This is a genomic window from Ciceribacter sichuanensis, from assembly GCF_024055605.1.
Lineage (GTDB): Bacteria > Pseudomonadota > Alphaproteobacteria > Rhizobiales > Rhizobiaceae > Allorhizobium > Allorhizobium sichuanense.
This window is the reverse complement of record NZ_JAMXLX010000001.1, coordinates 371936-388667: the sequence shown is the minus strand read 5'-3', so window position 1 is coordinate 388667 and position 16732 is coordinate 371936. Positions and strand designations below refer to the sequence as shown.

Sequence of the window (16732 nt, the reverse complement as noted above, 5' to 3'; positions counted from 1 at the left end):
AGGCTTGTCGCGCTTGGCGGTTTTCCACTATGAGTGAGCCGCAGTGAAAGCCGAGGCACCCGGAAACGGCGCAGGCCTCCCGCAAACCGGTTCGTCTGACATGTCGCATAACACCTTCGGCCATCTCTTCCGCGTCACCACCTGGGGTGAAAGCCACGGTCCCGCCCTCGGCGCCGTGGTCGACGGTTGCCCGCCCGGCATCCGGTTTACCCAGGAAGACCTTCAGATCTTTCTCGACAGGCGCAAGCCCGGCCAGTCGCGTTTCGTAACGCAGCGCCGTGAAGACGATATCGTGAAGGTTCTCTCCGGCGTGATGCCGCAGGAGGACGGCTCGATGATCACCACCGGCACGCCGGTGTCGCTGATGATCGAGAACACCGACCAGCGCTCCAAGGATTACGGCGAGATCGCGCGGCGCTACCGCCCCGGCCATGCCGACTACACCTATGACGTCAAATACGGCATCCGCGACTATCGCGGCGGCGGACGCTCGTCTGCCCGCGAAACGGCCGCGCGCGTTGCCGCCGGCGCGCTTGCGCGGCAGGTCATCCCCGACGTCATCATTCGCGGCGCGCTAGTGCAGATCGGCAAGCACAGGATCAACCGCGCCAACTGGGACTGGGCGCAGGTGAACGAGAACCCGTTCTTCGCTCCCGACCCGGAAATCGTGCCCGTTTGGGAAAGCTATCTCGACGAGATCCGCAAGGCGGGCTCCTCCGTCGGTGCTGTCGTCGAAGTAATCGCCGAGGGCGTTCCCGCCGGTATCGGCGCGCCTGTCTACGGCAAACTGGATCAGGACATCGCGTCGAACCTGATGTCGATCAACGCAGTCAAGGGCGTGGAGATCGGTAACGGCTTCGGCGCGGCCGAGATCACCGGCGAGGAAAACGCCGACGAAATGCGGATCGGCCCGGACGGCAAGCCGGTGTTCCTTTCCAACCATGCGGGCGGCGTCCTCGGCGGAATTTCCACCGGCGAGCCGATCATCGCCCGCTTCGCCATCAAGCCGACCTCCTCGATCCTCACCGAGCGCCGCTCGATCGATGCCGATGGCCACGAGGTCGAGGTGCGCACCAAGGGTCGCCACGACCCCTGCGTCGGAATCCGGGCGGTTCCCGTCGGCGAGGCGATGCTCGCCTGCACGATCGTCGATCATTATCTGCGAGACCGCGGCCAGACCGGCCGCCTGAAGTGAGGCATTCCCATGAGCTATGACCAGAGCCGCGTCGTCGACGCCATCCGCGCCTTCGAGGCCGGCGAGATCGTTGTCGTCACCGATGACGACGACCGCGAAAACGAAGGCGACCTGATCGTCGCCGCCGTCCACTGTACTGCCGAGAAGATGGCGTTCATCGTGCGCCACACCTCCGGCATCGTCTGCGCCCCCATGCCGAAGGAGGAGGCCAAACGGCTGAACCTCAACGCCATGGTTGCCGAAAACGACAGCGCGCACACCACCGCCTTCACCGTGACCGTCGACTTCAAGCACGGCACGACGACCGGCATTTCCGCCGAGGACCGCACGCTGACCGTGCGTAATCTCGCCAACCCGAATGTCGGCCCGGCCGACTTCGTCCGCCCGGGCCACATCTTCCCGCTGGTGGCGCGCGAAGGCGGCGTGCTGATGCGTTCCGGCCATACCGAAGCGGCCGTCGACCTCTGCAAGCTGGCCGGCCTACCGCCGGTCGGCGTGATCGGCGAACTGGTCAATGATAACGGTACCGTCAAGCATGGACCGGAAGTGTTCGATTTCGCCGATCAGCATGGGCTGAAGCGCGTTTCCGTCGCCGACCTCATCGCCTATCGCCAGCGCAAGGAAACGCTGATCCAGCTCGCCTCAAGCTTCACCGTCGAGACGCCCTATGGCCCGGCGAAAGCGCATGCCTACTCGCTGCCCTGGGATCCGATGCAGCATCTGGCCGTCGTCTTCGGCGACATCCGTGACGGCGTCGACATTCCGGTGCGCCTGCACCTCGAACATGTCGGCAAGGACGTGTTCGGCAAGGATCGCCAGATCGACACCATCATGAAGCGGATTGCCGAGACTGGCCGCGGCGTCATCGTCTACTTGCGCGAAGGCTCGGTCGGCGTCGGAATCTCGACCACGGCGCGCGCCGGCAAGTTCGACCGCGAAGTGCACAACGAAGCCCAGCAGCGCGAAAACGAATGGCTGGAAATCGGTCTCGGCGCGCAGATCCTGAAGGATCTGGGCGTGACCTCCATCCGCCTCTTCTCCTCGCGCGAACGCCACTATGTTGGCCTCGAAGGCTTCGGCATCCGCATCAGCGGAACCGAGATTGTCTGACACGACAATCTTTCCGCCTCCGGAACACTGGAGGCGGAAATTCGTGCCGGGATAGTGCCGGTCGTTAGCCGGAGGTTATCTCGCGAACTGCCTGGCGCCGGCGACGCAGAGGATGACAGCCGCGGTGACCGCGACCATGGACCAGCTCACCGCCTCGCCCAGCAGGGTTGCGGCGAGCACCAGCCCGAAGAACGGCTGGAGAAGCTGCAGCTGGCCGACAGCGGCGATACCGCCCTGAGCGAGCCCGCGATACCAGAATATGAACCCCACCAGCATGCTGAAGACCGAGACATAGGCGAGCCCCAGCCATGCGGGCCGCGCTGCTCCAGCGAAAGATTGCGGCATGGTGAGGAATGCAAGCGCGGCCATGACAGGAAGCGACAACGCCAGCGCCCAGGAAATGACCTGCCAGCCGCCGAGCGTGCGGGAAAGCCTCGCCCCTTCCGCATAGCCGAGCCCGCAGACAACGATAGCCGCGAGCATCAAGAGATCCCCGACCGGCGAGGCGGAAACGCCCTGCATCAGCGCAAAGCCCGCAACCAGCGCACTGCCGAGGCAGGAGAACAGCCAGAAGGCCGGCCGCGGCCGTTCACCGCCCCGCAGCACGCCGAAGATCGCGGTTGCCAGCGGCAGGAGCCCGATGAAGACGATGGAATGAGCCGAGGTGACATGTTTCAGCGCCAGCGCCGTCAGCAGCGGAAAGCCGACGACGACACCAAGCGCCACGACCGCCAGCGAGACAAGGTCGCCGCCCTTCGGGCGCTTTTCGCGGAAGACCAGAAGCAGGGCCAGCGCCAGCGTGCCGGCGATTGCCGCGCGGGCGACCGTCAGGAACACCGGATCGAAATCGGCCACCGCCGCGCGGGTCGCGGGCAGCGAGCCGCTGAAGATCAGCACCCCGATAAAACCATTGATCCATCCGCTCGCCGTCTTGTCCATCATGTCTTTCCTTCGTTCACTGCAACGACAGTTGATAGGCGATAGCGGATGGATTTTTCAGGCACAGTCCATTACGGTTTCGACAAACTGTAATGGCCGAACGAGCAGTACGGATGCTGAACACCATCGAGACGGATAGCGGGACGCGGGTCGGGCAGGTCATGACGACCATCCGGCAGCGGATCAACGCGCGCACGCTTTCGCCGGGGGCGAAGCTTCCCTCGATCCGCGGCCTTGCGAAGACAATGGCGGTTTCCACCTCGACGGTGGTCGAAGCCTATGACCGGCTGGCCGCGGAGGGGCTGATCCTGTCGCGGCGTGGCTCGGGTTTTTATGTCGCCGGACACCTGCCGCCGCTGACTCTTGCGGAAATCGGTCCGAAGCTCGACCGCGCGGTCGATCCATTCTGGGTGTCGCGGCAATCGCTCGAGGCGACCGAAGATGTGCTGAAGCCGGGCTGCGGCTGGCTGCCGGCCTCATGGATGCCGCAGGCGGAACTGCGCCGCTCGCTTCGCCATATCGCGCGGGCGGACGACAGGGTGCTCACCGACTACAGCACGCCACTTGGCCTGCTGCCGCTGCGGCACCTCCTGTCAAGGCGCATGGCGGAGCATGGCATAGAGGTGCTGCCCGACCAGATCATGCTGACGGAATCGGGCACGCAGGCCATCGACCTGCTGCTGCGGCTTCTCGTCGAGCCGGGTGACACCGTGCTGGTCGACGATCCCTGCTATTTCAATTTTCTGGCGCTCTTGCGGGCCCATCGGGTCAAGGTCATCGGCGTACCCTATACGCCTGGTGGCCCCGACATGGCGCTCTTCGCCGCGGCACTCACCGAGCACCGGCCGCGCCTCTACATCACCAATTCGGCGCTTCACAACCCGACAGGCGCGACGCTTTCGCCGGTCAGCGCGCATCGCGTCCTGAAGTTTGCCGATCAGGCCGGGCTGACGATCATCGAGGACGACATCTTCGCCGATTTTGAGCTGGAACCCGCGCCGCGGCTTGCGGCCTTCGACGGCTTCGAGCGGGTCATCCATATCGGCAGCTTCTCGAAGACGCTGACGGCTGCGGCACGATGCGGCTTCATCGCCGCAAGACGGGACTTTATCGAGCGGCTGATCGACCTGAAGATCGCCACCTCCTTCGGCGGCAATGCGCTTTCCGCCGAACTGGTCCTCACCCTGATGAAGGACGGCACCTACCGGAAATACATGAACGGCCTGCGCGACCGGCTCTCCCGCGCCATGGGCGAGACAGGGCGGAAACTGCAGGCGCTCGGCATCAAGCCATGGACCGAACCGCGCGGCGGCATGTTCCTCTGGTCGGAACTCCCCGAAGGTCTCGACGCCGCCGATGTCGCCCGCCGGGCACTCGCCGAAAACGTCGTTCTGGCCCCGGGCAATGCCTTCAGCATATCGCAGACGGCGACGCGGTTTCTACGGTTCAACGTTGCGCAGTCAGGTGATGCGAGGGTGTTTGCGGCGGTAGAGAGGGCGATGCGGGGGTGATTGGAGGCGTCCTGACGTTTCGATGCATTAGAGTTCTGCGTGGGGCTGCTATTGGCCCTAGGCGGACATTCGGCGTAGCAAGCAGACGGGCGGCTTCGCGCCTTCACTTCGGATATTCAGGGCTTCGACTGATAGACCCAAAAGCGGACAGCTTTCATCTCAGCTCAACGGAATTTGATAATAAGTCGGCACTACGTTAACTGAGTGTCCGAAAATCGGCAGCAGGCCAGCATGGCCTACTCACTAATTTTGCGTGCTACAATAAGAACTTGCCAGCAAGTATTGTCTCTTTGGGAAAACACCAATTTCTTTACTTAAATTGGTGTAAGTTGTTATCAGCTTCCCCGGCTCCTTTTTTGACCGCTATCTGTCGAACAGCCCTTCTTTGCCAGCACGCTTTCGATCCCACGCATCCAGAAGTGTCTGAACAGTCTCCAGGTCGTCCTGATCCAGCTTTCCACCTGCCGAGATTTCCTCCAATCGAGCACGAAATGCCTCGGTGTCGATGATCTCGGTATCGTCGCTGATCTGTGCCACCACGGTGGCTTTCGAAACACGATCCCCGAGGCTTCCAAACCCGCCCATTCCCATAGACCATGAGCGTCCCGTGAAATCGCGAGCAAGTGCGACAAGGCTAGGATCTTCGAGGATACGCGCGCCCGTCCACTCGCGCACTTCGGTCGGGTCGCCGCCGAGCAAATCACGCCAACGATAAAGAACGTACACAAGATCCTGGTGGCCAATCAGCGAGCCGTTCGCCGCGGCCGTACGGATTGTATCCAATGCCAGTTGGCGCACAGGCTCGATGGCGGAGGTTTGCACAAGACAATCCTCGTTCGGCTTTGGACCTTGCTTCCGTTCCTCCTCATGATCGCCAATGGCTGATGAAGCAAAATCGACTAGCCAGCCGAGGGCCGCATTCTGAATCGCTGCAACAAGGATATTGCTCCGTTCCTCCGGTGTGAAGCGCTCGCGCGTAACGCGGCGTAGCAGCCAGTGATAGCGCAGGCTCGTGTTTGCCATTCCGCTAAATCCACGCTCGGCATCGACGTCGAGGTCGATCTCATCGTGGATCTCGAACAGTGCACCGAGAAACGCCGTTACCTTCTCTTTGTCGACGCTAGCGGCATGTGTGGTTAGTTCATCTAGATAGACCGGTACCATCGATTTGCCGCTTCGACGGATCGTCTTAGCGGCCGTTCGCATCGTCGCCTTGATGAAATCGGAATCGTCAGCCCGCTTGGCCATCTCCTCAATGATCTTTGTCGGGAGTGTTTCGTCACTCAGGGTGAGGCGGAAATAGGTATCGAAATGGGCCTCTATGCAGACACGGCGTTCGGCATCCCAACGTGAAATCCAATCGCCGCCATAGCCCATGTTTTCGAGCCTAGGGAACAGGCGCTGCAATGCTACCTTTGCGAGGTCATGACGTGACACAGGAACGTCGTCCAGGAACGGCTTCAGACGATCTTCGTGATTCTGGTTGCCGTTATGATGATTGGAGACACCACACGCCTCCTCCTTTCGAGAGCGTATCGCCCGAAACAAGCCAGGCTCATACAGGCGCAACCCTTCCAGAGCGATGAAATCGGCCAAGCTCACCTCGCCTGCAACGGCGGGCCATGTCACGCTGATCGCATTCTGATACCTTGCCACATGCCGAGGGGTCGTCATGTATGGAGCCACGATATCGTAGAACAGGTTCATGATACGGACGATGTCAGCCTCTTCTAGGTCGCCGCAAATCTCCTGGATTGCGGTGAGGACCGCTTGATTCAAGTCTGTTTGGAGGGGGCAGGCACTTCAAATCCCGCCTGGACGATCTTCTCCAAAAAGTGAGGGCCTTCCGAAGGAAACCGCTCCTGCACCGCCTTTTCGGCCAGATCGCGGTCGAACACCAGCAGGTACATGACATTGGGCAGGCGGCCGACGGACTTCACCAGCCTGAATATCGCTATGGCTTCTTCGGGCGAGAGACGATCGATGTCGTCGATCACAACGAGAAAACGTCGGTCTTCATCAGCAAGAATTTTCGCCAGCTTCTGAAATGTCTTCTCAAGGGTCTCGCCCTGCGGAAAGAAGGTACTCACAAACTTCGAGCCGCCAGTGAAAAGCGCCGTCAACGGCGCTCCGCTTGCTAGTGTTACTGCCGCTCCGATAGTCGGTCCCGCTTGTAGCAAACGTTGAGTGATGCTGGGGATCAGGTCTTTTACCTTATCGCCCAGGCTGGTCCGCAACGTTCCGTTCAGGCTTTGCAGAAAGGCAAGTGCCAGCGCTTCTTCACCTCGGTACCACCAGCATTTGAAGTCCGAGACCACCAGCCTGTCATTGCCGGATTGTGCGAGGGAAGTACGGATGAGATTGACGATGCTACTTTTGCCCGACCCCCACGGCCCATTGAGTGCAATGGTCGTTCCAACTGGATTCTGCATCCGCGTGATGCTTTTGGCGATCGATTCCGCGAAACCGGTCACGCCATAGCGGTCATCGTCGGCTGCCTCGATTGGACTGTCATTGAAATAGCTTCGTTTGGACTCGCTCATCGTATGTTCAGGCCCCCGCAATCGCCAGCTTCAAAAACTGCGCCTAAAGTTTACCAATCCAAGCGGCGCGCCGCTAATACCGCAACTTGCCGCTCGGTAGGAAGGGCAGCTTACCGCCGAGCGCGTCCCAAAACCCGACAGTCCGCTTCCGGCCCCATTGCGGACATTGACTTGCTGTTGAAGAGTACGGCCGCTTCGCGCCATGAGCCGACTATTGACCGTAGGATGTCGAAGGATAGCGCATGACCCGTTGAAGGTCGTCGCCCACCGGGCGGTCAAAAGCGAGTCGCCCTTGGGCCGCGTGCAGAATTCTCACGCACGCTCCTATTGACAGTATTTGGCTTTAGTGGTTGTTCTCGCGAAAGGTTCCGAGCACCTGCCGCCTGCAGACGCAAGTCACGGTAAAGCCCGGCATATGACGATTTTTCTCACCCTCGAAGCATTTCGTCGGTGGCAATGCAGGCCCCCATCACAGTCGAAATGCCTCTTTGGAGGAGTGAGTGATGTCTTTGCGACAATCGCCCGAAAACCGTTTTCTGACTGCCTCGCCAGGCAGAATTTTTGTTTCCACCGCACTGCCTATGCTCGCCATCATGGTGATGAACGGGATGCTGGGTATTATCGACGCCGTCTTTCTTGGGCATTTCGTCGGTGCGGACGCCATGGCGGCCGTCGGCATGGCGTTTCCAGTTCTGATGCTGACGATCGCGCTTTCGACCCTTGTCAGCGGGGGAATGTCCAGCCTGCTGGCTCGCCAGCTCGGCGCCGACGACCGTAACGCGGCCAACGCGACCTTCGCCGACGCGCATGGACTTGCGTTGACGATCGCTTCAATGCTGATCGTGATCTTCTGTGCGGGCGGGTGGAATTTCGCCTTACGCGTTGCGGGCTCCGATGGCCCGGTTGCCGAAATGGTGTGGGTCTTCCTTGCACTCACCATGTTCGGAACTCCGATACAATTTCTGCTGGGTGTTCATGCCGATGCCTGGAGGAACGAAGGACGGGCGGGATTGATGGCGCTGATGTCGCTTGGGGTCACGCTCATCAACATTCTGCTGAACTACATCCTGGTTGCGGTACTGGAACTGGGTGTTGCGGGTTCGGCCACGGGCACGGTTCTGGCGCAGGCGCTGGGACTGGTCCTGCTGGCCGGACTGCGCCCGTTCCTTGGTGGCATGATGCCGCTCAACAGTCTCTGGCGGAACCGCTGGACGGGCAGTTGGAGGCGTATTGTTGCGCTGGGTGCCCCCGTCAGTCTGAGTTTTGTCGGAATGGCGCTTTCGTCTGCCAGTGTGGTTCTCGCCCTCCGTCTTGCAGGCGCCACCGATTACGCCACGACCATTGCCGCCTACGGGATCGTGACACGCATTTTCGGTTTTGCCTTCCTGCCAATCATGGCGATCGCAATGGCGATGCAGAGCATCGTCGGCAACAATGTCGGTGCGCGTCTCTACACTCGCTCTGATGCGGTCCTACGGATCGCTGCGGCAACGGCATTGCTCTACTGTCTTGCAGTCGAGGTTTTGTTGCTGAGCAAAGGCACAGTCGTCGGAGCAGCCTTTGTCGCTGATCCGGATGTGATCGGCGAGGTCGGTCGATTGCTTCGTCGCATGGCTGCGGTCTATCTCTTTTCCGGACCGGTTCTTGTGCTCGGGCTATATTTCCAAGCCATCGGACAACCGGCCCGCGCGGCTCTTCTGACCATGGTCAAGCCGCTTATCCTGTTGCCTGTCTTGGTCACGATCGCTGCGGCAATGTTGGGCGCGGATGCGATTTGGTTCGCCTATCCTTTGGCCGATGGCGCGGCCGCAGTCATCGCAACTCTTGTGCTTGCCGTCGCCCTGAAGGCGCGGGGAACCGCTGGTATCGGGCTCAAGGCCCTGGGGAGCATGTCATGACAGTCAGAAATATCGCAGATGCCAAGGCGCACGCAAAATCTCTGAGGAGCGCACTTGCCGCCGACGGTTCCGTGTTGGGCCATGCCCAGGCGCTGGAACTGGTCGCCAGGCAGAACGGCGCACGCGACTGGAACACCTTGTCCGCCCGCCTCGCCAACGCTGCTCCCCCTCCGTTCCATTTGCACCAAAGGGTGCAGGGGCGGTATCTTGGGCAAACCTTCAAGGGCGAAATCGGCGCATTATCATCCTCGGGCTCGCACTATTCCGTGACTGTCCGTTTCGATGAACCGGTGGACACGGTTACCTTCGACAGCTTTTCGAACATGCGCCGAGTGGTGAGAGGTACGGTGGATATCAATGGAACTTCCGTACGCAAGACATCAAACGGCACACCACATCTGATACTAAGCGCATTATGAGCCTCGGTGAGTTGAAGGGTCGCGTCCGACTTTTGCGGTGGCCAATGACCGCTCAGGGCCGAGTACCGTCATGGCGCGGAAGCGCCAACTGCGGTCATTCTGTTGCCCATATGACAATTCCAACGGAGAACAAGATTACCTCCCGTTTCGTGCCAAGAAATTGCATGCGAAAAAATTCACCTTCATTCGCGAGATTTCTTGAATCCACAACCCGTGGGTGCCGCAGAGCGCTTGAAAGAATCGCTGATGAACGTGCGACGGGTTCCTGATGGACGCTTCAGGAGAACAATTGGTAGGGTTTCGAAAATTGGTTGCCATCCTAGCGGCCGTCTGGCTTCTGCTTGGTACGCTGCCCGTTTTTGCAAAGATGTTCGGCTATGACTTCCTGCCGTCGACTGAATGGGCGTCCAGGTCAAACACTCCTGGTCTTGCCGCTGGCCTGATCTCGGCGGCGTTGGTGCTTTGGGCGGTCCTGAAAAGCTTGCACAAAGTTCCGGGCGGCAAGGCGAAAAAGGCTGGCGGCGTACTATTCTCTCCGTTCTTCGGCTACTTCCTGGGCAAGGCTGCTGCCGTCATTGTCGGTCCGATGATGCTTGCGTTGATCGCTGGCCATCAGGTCGAACTCACTTTCATCGTGGAACGGGCCGACCGTGCCGGTTCCAGGCGATGTCACTCACCGCTCGAACTCCAAGGGCTACCATGGCTCTTCGACAGAATTTGTGGCGTCCCAAACGATTTCCGGCACGGCCTCGCGCCTGGCAGGCGAGTTGTCGTGATCGGCCGAGGCACCAGTTTAGGCACTTTTGCAGAAAGCCTGCGTCAGGTTGATTGACAGGTAGCGGCCGCTCAGGGCCGAGAGGCGTCTGCCGCTCAGCGACCCCATTCCAGACGTGAACGGCGTCGCGGCTTAGCGGCTGCTTTCGAGGTTCGGTCGCTCCAACCTGAATGACTGGAATGGAGGCGCGGAGCGGAAGACCGTATTCGGCCCCTTCGAGACACGGCCGCAACTCCACAATCAACCCATCTCGGCATGTTTGCATGGATCTGATTTGGGCTCTGAGAGGTGGCCGCGTCATCTTGATTTCTGCTCAGGCTCTGTCACGGTACCAATATGCACGATCCGCAATGCCGCTTTTGTCTCATAAATGCTATGCTAATAGATAAGCCTATTGGCAGGTTGACGAATTTTTACTTGCTCGGGAGCATTGAGCCCGATCGTCCTGCTCAAAGCTTGGTCGTGCCTTTCCGACATATGGCGACACTTTTCGAGCTGAATTCGGCCGAGTGGGCTGAGCTTGGCAATGCTCTCCAAGTCGCGAAGTCCTTCCTTGATCCTTTCCGTCCCTCGGGATGGACCATTGGCTGGAATGTCGGAGCGATCGCGGGCCAGGAAGTGTTTCATGCCCATCTGCACGTCGTCGCCCGCTTTGCGGAAGAGCCAACAGCAGGGCGCGGAATCCACGCCCTCTTTCGCACCCCGTGATGCACTGTCTCGCAACGATGGTAGCTTATGGCGCAAACCTGCCGGTAAAGCGCGTTGAACTTGACAATCGGTGTGGGTGGAGAGTGGACCTATCAACCGATGGCCTTTTACCCATTTTGCCATCAGTACCCTCTCATATAAACAGCCCCGCGCGGATGTAGTTCTCAATGGCTATTGGCGCCAACCGGACTGTGCCGGCCAATGCCCAGCGCTTCTTCGCCGGCCGGGTGAAGGTCAATGTCACCGAGATCGCCGCGAGATCGCCGCCAGCAATGCCGGCCTGATCTCGAAGGCCGAGGATCTCGCCAGGGTGATCGAGAAGGCGGCGCCGTGAGGTGTCCGAACGGGCTCGCGGGATCTGTGAATTCCCTTCTCATATCTTGCGAACCCCACCCACCTACCGCCTCTGCTCCATCCCTTCTATCTCTCTACTCAACAGGGACGGACCCTGCTGTAGACAGCCAAACGAAAGGATAAGACAATGACTCTCAAGAACATTCTCCCGAGCAAGCTCGGCTTCGGTGCCGCTCCGCTCGGCAACATGTTCCGCGACATTCCGGAAGCCGAAGCGCAGGCCACCGTCGAAGCTGCCTGGAACGACGGCATCCGTTACTATGACAACGCGCCCTTTTATGGCGCCGGCCTTGCCGAGATTCGCATGGGCGAGGCGCTGGCTGGCAAGCCGCGCGAAGACTATATCATCAGCACCAAGGTCGGCCGCGTCATTCTCGACGAGATCGAGGATATCAGTGCCCGGGACCTCGGCGAAAAGGGCGATGTCTTCAAATATGGCCGCCCCAACAAGATAGTCAACGACTACTCGGGGGACGGCACCTACCGTTCGATCGAGGACAGCCTGAAGCGGCTCAAGACCGACCAGATCGACATCGCCTTCGTCCATGACGTTGCCCAGGATTTCTATGGTGACGAGTGGCTGAACGTTTTCGAGACTGCCCGCAAGGGTGCCTTCAAGGCGCTCGACCGACTGCGCGATGAAGGCGTGATCAAGGCTTGGGGGCTTGGCGTCAACCGCGTCGAACCGATTGAACTCCTGCTGGCGCTCGATGGCCCGCGCCCGGACGGCTTTCTGCTCGCCGGCCGCTACACGTTGCTCGACCATGACCACGCGCTCCAGCGCGTGATGCCCACGGTCGCTGAACGTGGCCTCGGTATCGTCGTCGGCGGCCCCTATAGCTCCGGCGCGCTGGTTGGCGGCCCGAACTTCGAATACGCCCCGGCAACGCCTGTGATTCTCGACAAGGTCGCCCGAATCAAGGCCATCGCTGACCGCTACGGCGTCAGTATGAAGGCCGCTGGCCTGCAATTCGCGCTCGCCCATCCCGCCGTCGCTGCCGTCATTCCTGGCGCCAGCAAGCCCAGCCGTATCGCCGAGGACAGCGCGGCGCTTGCCGAGCAGATCCCCGCCGACTTCTGGCGTGAAATTCGCTGGGCCGGTCTGGTCAACGCGGAAGCACCGCTTCCCGCTCTGGAGTGATTGGGACAAGAAGGGGTACGACTACCTAAGTTGGATTGCTGCCAAGGAACTTCTGCATCCGCGGCACCGTGAAGTCGAGGAAGGCGCGAACTCGCGCTGGCAGCAGCTGCGTGCCGCGGTAGAGCACGTTGATATCGTCGCAATCGCTGACCGAACTGTCGGCGAGAAGCTCCACCAGCTCGCCGCGCGCGATCGGGCCACGGACATGGTAGTCCGCAATGCGGCCGATGCCGACGCCGGCGATCGCCATGCGGCGGATCGTTTCACCATTGTTGACGAGAAGCGAGCCGCTCAGCATGCGTTCGACGATCCGACCTCCTTCGCGCATCGGCCATACCGGGTTCGCGCGGCGGAAGTTGAAGCCCAGGCAGTTGTGATGGAGCAGGTCCTCGGGCGCTTCGGGGATGCCCCACTTTTCGAGATAGGCCGGCGAAGCGACGATGCGGCGACGGGTCGTGCCGATCTTGCGGGCAATCAGGTTGGAATCCGCGAGCTTGCCCACCCGGATCGCCACGTCCGTCCGGTCGAGATAGAGGTCGACCGTTTCATCTGACAGCGACAGGTCCACGACGATGCCCGGATAGGTTTGCCAGAATTCCGGCAGGATCGGTTCCAGCGCCGCCACGCCGAAGGTTACGGACGAGCTTACCCGGATCATACCCTCGGGCTCCGCGCCGCCTTTCGCGATCTGCTGCTCCGTTTCATTGAGATCGGCGAGCAGCTGCTGACTGCGCTCGTAGTAAAACTCACCTTCCTTGGTGAGAACCAGCCGCCGCGTCGAGCGCTCGACAAGCCGAACGCCCAGCCGGGTCTCGAGCCGCGCTACAAGTTTCGAAACCGTGGATGGCGTCATCAGCAGCAGACGGGCGGCCTCGGAAAAGCTCCCGGCCTCGACCACCTGAACGAAAACCATCGCCTCGCCGGCCCTGTTGTCCATGCCGATACCCCCGCTCCCGTCTACAAGTGGGGCCGACAATAGCCGCTGTTACCGGCGTTGTCTTGCGACAGGCAACACTACTTGTGAATTTTCTTCTCAAATCGTGGGAATGCGACCTGGCTACTGCGGTCTGGCCGAACATGAGATCCATGTCCTCACACAACACGCCGGTTTTGAGTTCCGCCAAACACCATCAACCACACATTCCGCAAAGGATCACCGCAATGTCCATCACCTTCGAAACCCAGGTCTTCGCTCCCGCCGCAGACACCACCGCCCGTTCGCAGAAGTTGACACTGCTCGCTCTGGCGCTTGGCAGCTTCTCGATCGGCACGTCAGAATTCGCCAGCATGGGCATCATCCAGCTCTTCTCCGAAACGCTCGGCATCAGCGTCCCCAGCGCCACCCACACCATCGAGGCCTACGCTTTCGGCGTCGTCCTCGGCGCTCCCCTGGTGACGTTGGCTGCTGCAACGCTCAACCGCCGCACGCTGCTGCTTGCCCTCATGGCACTCTTCGTCGCAGGCAACGTTCTGTCAGCATTTGCTTCGAACCTCGGGTTCCTGATGCTGGCACGCTTCATCAGCGGCCTGCCGCAGGGCGCTTACTTCGGTGCCGGCGCAGTCGTCGCCTCCTACATCGTCGGCCCCGGCCAGGCAGGCAAGGCTTTCGCCATTGTCATGACCGGTCTGACCGTCGCAACCATCGTGGGCTCGCCGCTCGCCACCTTCCTCGGTCAGACCATCGGCTGGCGCGAAACCTATCTCGCGGTCGCCGCCTTCTCGTCGCTAGCCTTCGGCGCCATCTGGCAGTGGGTGCCGCGCACCAAGGCGCTTGATGGCGTCCCGGTCATCCAGGAGCTGTCGTCACTGCGCAAGGGCTCGGTCTGGGGTGTCATGCTGGTCGCCGCCCTCGGTGTCGCATCAATCTTCGCCGTCTACACCTTTATCGCCCCCATGGTCACCGACACCGTCCGCCTCGCTCCCGAAATGATCCCGGTTGCGCTGACTCTCTTCGGCATCGGTATGACCGCAGGCAACGTCTATGGCGGCAAGCTCGCCGACCTCTACCCCGCTCGCGGCATTGTCATCGGCTTCGGCAGTGCTCTCGTGATCATGGCCATCCTGGCGGTCGGCGGTTCCAATCCCTTCATCTTCTTCCCCGCCATGTTCGGTGTCGGCGCCGCCATGATGGCCGCCATCCCGACCATCCAGGTTCGCCTGACCAATTTCGCTCCCGAAGCCCCGAGCCTGATGGGCGCCATGAACCTAGCCTCGCTCAATGTCGCGAATGCCGTCGGCGCTGCTGCTGGTGGTGCCTCGATCGCTGCGGGTTACGGTCTGCTCTCGGCTGTCTGGGCCGGTTTCGCCCTAACGCTGACCGGCCTGATAATCTTCGGCCTGACCCTCCTCGCGAAGCGGACCACTACGGCTTGAACCGTTTGACAGTGAAGGGTCCGGGCTTGCCGGCAGGACAGAAGCACTGACATCGCTGGCCGGCATCCCGCCGAGCCAGCGATGCTCGTTTCGGGCCAGCAAGAGAAGAGACTTCCGTCTCCAATACGCCCCCAGAGGAGACATTCGCAGGCTGGATAGGCTAAACATGATCGGCCTTCCTCGATCATGGATGCTCTTATGCCGACCTTGGTTGAAATTGTTCCCTACGACGCGAAATGGGCAGATGCTTTTGCAGAGACCGAAGCCCTTTTGAGAAGACTACTCGGCGGATGCGTGATGGCAATCGAGCATATCGGTAGCACAGCAGTGCCAGGATTGTCTGCAAAGCCGATACTTGACGTGGATGTCGTTGTATCGGGGCTCCGAGGCATTCCCGATGCAAGCGCGGTTCTGGTTGGTGCTGGCTTCGAACCTCGTGGTAATCGCTACGATGACGATGTTTGGGCCTTCCTTTCGAAACGCCAGTCACCCCAGTTGAGGGTCTACCTTTGCCCGCCCTCAAACGAGACCCACGAAAGGCGGATGCTTTTCCTAAACTACCTCCGCCGACACGACGATGTGGCCCTGGCATATTCCGCCTTGAAACGCCGCCTGGCGGAGCAGTTCCCGTATGACGGTGATCGTTATACCTCGGAGAAGAGCGCATTCATTTCTGAGATAGTCTGTGCGGCAAAGAAAGGCACGGTATGACCGCTTCAGGCCAAATCTTGCCACGATACGGAAGCGACCGCTATGACTGTGGCAAATCAAGCCCGTTTGGCAGTGAAATCCAGATGACGGCTTGAGCCTCAGGGGAATGGCGCGACAAATGACCCTTGCCATGCGTGTCCTCGACCAACACGAAGCTACCCGCCTGAACGTGGCGAACCTCCCCATTGCTCGTTTCGTATTCCACCGAGCCGTCCAGCCTGACTGTCAGCACTGGCTCTGGCACAGTATGCCAAGCAACTTCGCGCATGCCCGCAGAAATGTGGGTGAGACGGAAACGGAATGCCGGATAGCTGGCCGTAACATCGAACGGCACCGCGTCGGGATGCACCGAAAGCGATATGGTAGGCAGTTCAATTTCATCGAAGTGCGATTTACCATCCGGGGTGGCATAGATGCGCAGGCACTTCATAACTGCTGTCTCTTTCCGCTTCGCGAACGGGGCAAGGTATGCGTATCATGCAGGTTCCAACGACGCTACCGGTCCAGGTAGAAGTCCGCTTCGACCCCATAACTGTCAGATCAGGCGTCGCCCCTGACCGGAACACGGCGCATCTGGAATCCGGTCTTGGATTGTTCGAAACCTGCCCCGAGATAGAAATTCAATGTCTCGGGCTTCTTCGAACCGGTCATGAGCATGACCTTATAGCAGTCTGCCGCCCAAGCGAGATCGGCGGCCTTAAGGAGAAGCTGCCTGCCGAAGCCCCGGTTACGAAAATCCCGGTGCGTGACGACATTTTCGATGAGGCCATAGGACCTGCCGCCATGCGTCAGATTGGGGATGACGACCAGGGTACAGGAGGCCGCAAGGGTGTCATCGACCTTGCCGACGATGATTGCGCTGCCCTCATAGACGCCGAACCGCTCGAAGATGTCTTCGGCCAAAGGGAGACCGGGTTTCTCGTCCCCTTCGGACAGATGCTGGTATAGTTCCACAAGGGCCGGCAGATCGCGTTGATCGGCCTTTCGGATGTATAACGGTGTCACGCTCATGCGCTTATCTTGCATCGCGTCAGACTTTCCGCAACGTCTGCTTC

At 60.4% G+C, this 16732-nt stretch carries 16 protein-coding genes; 10 read left to right on the top strand and 6 right to left on the bottom strand.

Annotated features, from left to right (window positions below):
- Positions 1–100 precede the first annotated feature (100 nt).
- Positions 101–1195 carry a chorismate synthase gene (gene aroC, locus NBH21_RS01810; protein ID WP_250912249.1) on the top strand — a complete coding sequence of 365 codons (1095 nt, stop codon included), beginning with the start codon at positions 101–103 and terminating at the stop codon, positions 1193–1195.
- 9 nt (positions 1196–1204) lie between these two features.
- On the top strand, positions 1205–2305 hold the full coding sequence (gene ribB / locus NBH21_RS01805; protein WP_250912248.1) for a 3,4-dihydroxy-2-butanone-4-phosphate synthase: 1101 nt from the start codon (positions 1205–1207) through the stop codon (positions 2303–2305).
- A gap of 75 nt (positions 2306–2380) precedes the next feature.
- Here ribB and NBH21_RS01800 read toward each other — a convergent pair whose 3' ends face one another.
- Positions 2381–3244 (bottom strand): DMT family transporter, encoded by an 864-nt coding sequence (locus NBH21_RS01800; protein WP_250912793.1) that lies wholly within the window; start codon positions 3242–3244, stop codon positions 2381–2383.
- Positions 3245–3357: 113 nt separating this feature from the next.
- Here NBH21_RS01800 and NBH21_RS01795 point away from each other — a divergent pair, with 113 nt between their 5' ends.
- The gene (locus tag NBH21_RS01795) at positions 3358–4755 is read left to right on the top strand and encodes an aminotransferase-like domain-containing protein (RefSeq protein WP_250912247.1); all 1398 of its coding nucleotides are present in this window, start codon (positions 3358–3360) and stop codon (positions 4753–4755) included.
- A gap of 363 nt (positions 4756–5118) precedes the next feature.
- On the opposite strand, the gene NBH21_RS01790 is transcribed toward NBH21_RS01795, so the two are convergent.
- Positions 5119–6534 (bottom strand): hypothetical protein, encoded by a 1416-nt coding sequence (locus NBH21_RS01790; protein ID WP_250912246.1) that lies wholly within the window; start codon positions 6532–6534, stop codon positions 5119–5121.
- On the bottom strand, positions 6531–7298 hold the full coding sequence (locus NBH21_RS01785; RefSeq protein ID WP_250912245.1) for a KAP family P-loop NTPase fold protein: 768 nt from the start codon (positions 7296–7298) through the stop codon (positions 6531–6533). Before NBH21_RS01785 ends, NBH21_RS01790 begins: the two co-directional genes overlap by 4 nt.
- Positions 7299–7801: 503 nt before the next feature.
- Here NBH21_RS01785 and NBH21_RS01780 point away from each other — a divergent pair.
- From NBH21_RS01780 to NBH21_RS01760, 5 genes are all read left to right on the top strand, one after another.
- Entirely contained in the window at positions 7802–9196 is a 1395-nt protein-coding gene (locus NBH21_RS01780; RefSeq protein WP_250912244.1) for an MATE family efflux transporter, read from the top strand.
- Entirely contained in the window at positions 9193–9615 is a 423-nt protein-coding gene (locus tag NBH21_RS01775) for a glyoxalase superfamily protein (protein ID WP_250912243.1), read from the top strand. Before NBH21_RS01780 ends, NBH21_RS01775 begins: the two co-directional genes overlap by 4 nt.
- A gap of 268 nt (positions 9616–9883) precedes the next feature.
- On the top strand, positions 9884–10447 hold the full coding sequence (locus NBH21_RS01770; protein WP_250912242.1) for a hypothetical protein: 564 nt from the start codon (positions 9884–9886) through the stop codon (positions 10445–10447).
- A 279-nt stretch (positions 10448–10726) separates the two neighbouring features.
- A complete protein-coding gene (locus NBH21_RS01765; RefSeq protein ID WP_342451974.1) occupies positions 10727–11098 on the top strand; it encodes an HIT family protein in 372 nt (123 codons plus the stop codon).
- 481 nt (positions 11099–11579) lie between these two features.
- The gene (locus tag NBH21_RS01760; protein ID WP_250912241.1) at positions 11580–12593 is read left to right on the top strand and encodes an aldo/keto reductase; all 1014 of its coding nucleotides are present in this window, start codon (positions 11580–11582) and stop codon (positions 12591–12593) included.
- Positions 12594–12618: 25 nt separating this feature from the next.
- On the opposite strand, the gene NBH21_RS01755 is transcribed toward NBH21_RS01760, so the two are convergent.
- A complete protein-coding gene (locus NBH21_RS01755; protein WP_250912240.1) occupies positions 12619–13530 on the bottom strand; it encodes a LysR family transcriptional regulator in 912 nt (303 codons plus the stop codon).
- Positions 13531–13754: 224 nt separating this feature from the next.
- On the opposite strand from NBH21_RS01755, the gene NBH21_RS01750 reads away from it, so the two are divergent.
- Positions 13755–14966, top strand: a complete 1212-nt coding sequence (locus NBH21_RS01750) for an MFS transporter (protein ID WP_250912239.1) — start codon at positions 13755–13757, stop codon at positions 14964–14966.
- 198 nt (positions 14967–15164) lie between these two features.
- A complete protein-coding gene (locus NBH21_RS01745) occupies positions 15165–15677 on the top strand; it encodes a GrpB family protein (RefSeq protein WP_250912238.1) in 513 nt (170 codons plus the stop codon).
- Between the two features lie 40 nt (positions 15678–15717).
- Here the strand turns inward: NBH21_RS01745 and NBH21_RS01740 are convergent, their stop codons facing one another.
- On the bottom strand, positions 15718–16107 hold the full coding sequence (locus NBH21_RS01740; protein WP_250912237.1) for a cupin domain-containing protein: 390 nt from the start codon (positions 16105–16107) through the stop codon (positions 15718–15720).
- Positions 16108–16217: 110 nt separating this feature from the next.
- Entirely contained in the window at positions 16218–16688 is a 471-nt protein-coding gene (locus NBH21_RS01735; RefSeq protein ID WP_250912236.1) for a GNAT family N-acetyltransferase, read from the bottom strand.
- Between the last annotated feature and the right edge of the window lie 44 nt (positions 16689–16732).

Bases quoted from the DNA above. Each gene is read 5' to 3' on its own strand.
- aroC (WP_250912249.1), top strand. From the start codon at position 101: ATGTCGCATAACACCTTCGGCCATCTCTTCCGCGTCACCACCTGGGGT.
- ribB (WP_250912248.1), top strand. From the start codon at position 1,205: ATGAGCTATGACCAGAGCCGCGTCGTCGACGCCATCCGCGCCTTCGAG.
- NBH21_RS01800 (WP_250912793.1), bottom strand. From the start codon at position 3,244: ATGGACAAGACGGCGAGCGGATGGATCAATGGTTTTATCGGGGTGCTG.
- NBH21_RS01795 (WP_250912247.1), top strand. From the start codon at position 3,358: ATGCTGAACACCATCGAGACGGATAGCGGGACGCGGGTCGGGCAGGTC.
- NBH21_RS01785 (WP_250912245.1), bottom strand. From the start codon at position 7,298: ATGAGCGAGTCCAAACGAAGCTATTTCAATGACAGTCCAATCGAGGCA.
- NBH21_RS01780 (WP_250912244.1), top strand. From the start codon at position 7,802: ATGTCTTTGCGACAATCGCCCGAAAACCGTTTTCTGACTGCCTCGCCA.
- NBH21_RS01775 (WP_250912243.1), top strand. From the start codon at position 9,193: ATGACAGTCAGAAATATCGCAGATGCCAAGGCGCACGCAAAATCTCTG.
- NBH21_RS01770 (WP_250912242.1), top strand. From the start codon at position 9,884: ATGGACGCTTCAGGAGAACAATTGGTAGGGTTTCGAAAATTGGTTGCC.
- NBH21_RS01765 (WP_342451974.1), top strand. From the start codon at position 10,727: ATGCACGATCCGCAATGCCGCTTTTGTCTCATAAATGCTATGCTAATA.
- NBH21_RS01760 (WP_250912241.1), top strand. From the start codon at position 11,580: ATGACTCTCAAGAACATTCTCCCGAGCAAGCTCGGCTTCGGTGCCGCT.
- NBH21_RS01755 (WP_250912240.1), bottom strand. From the start codon at position 13,530: ATGGACAACAGGGCCGGCGAGGCGATGGTTTTCGTTCAGGTGGTCGAG.
- NBH21_RS01750 (WP_250912239.1), top strand. From the start codon at position 13,755: ATGTCCATCACCTTCGAAACCCAGGTCTTCGCTCCCGCCGCAGACACC.
- NBH21_RS01745 (WP_250912238.1), top strand. From the start codon at position 15,165: ATGCCGACCTTGGTTGAAATTGTTCCCTACGACGCGAAATGGGCAGAT.
- NBH21_RS01740 (WP_250912237.1), bottom strand. From the start codon at position 16,107: ATGAAGTGCCTGCGCATCTATGCCACCCCGGATGGTAAATCGCACTTC.
- NBH21_RS01735 (WP_250912236.1), bottom strand. From the start codon at position 16,688: ATGAGCGTGACACCGTTATACATCCGAAAGGCCGATCAACGCGATCTG.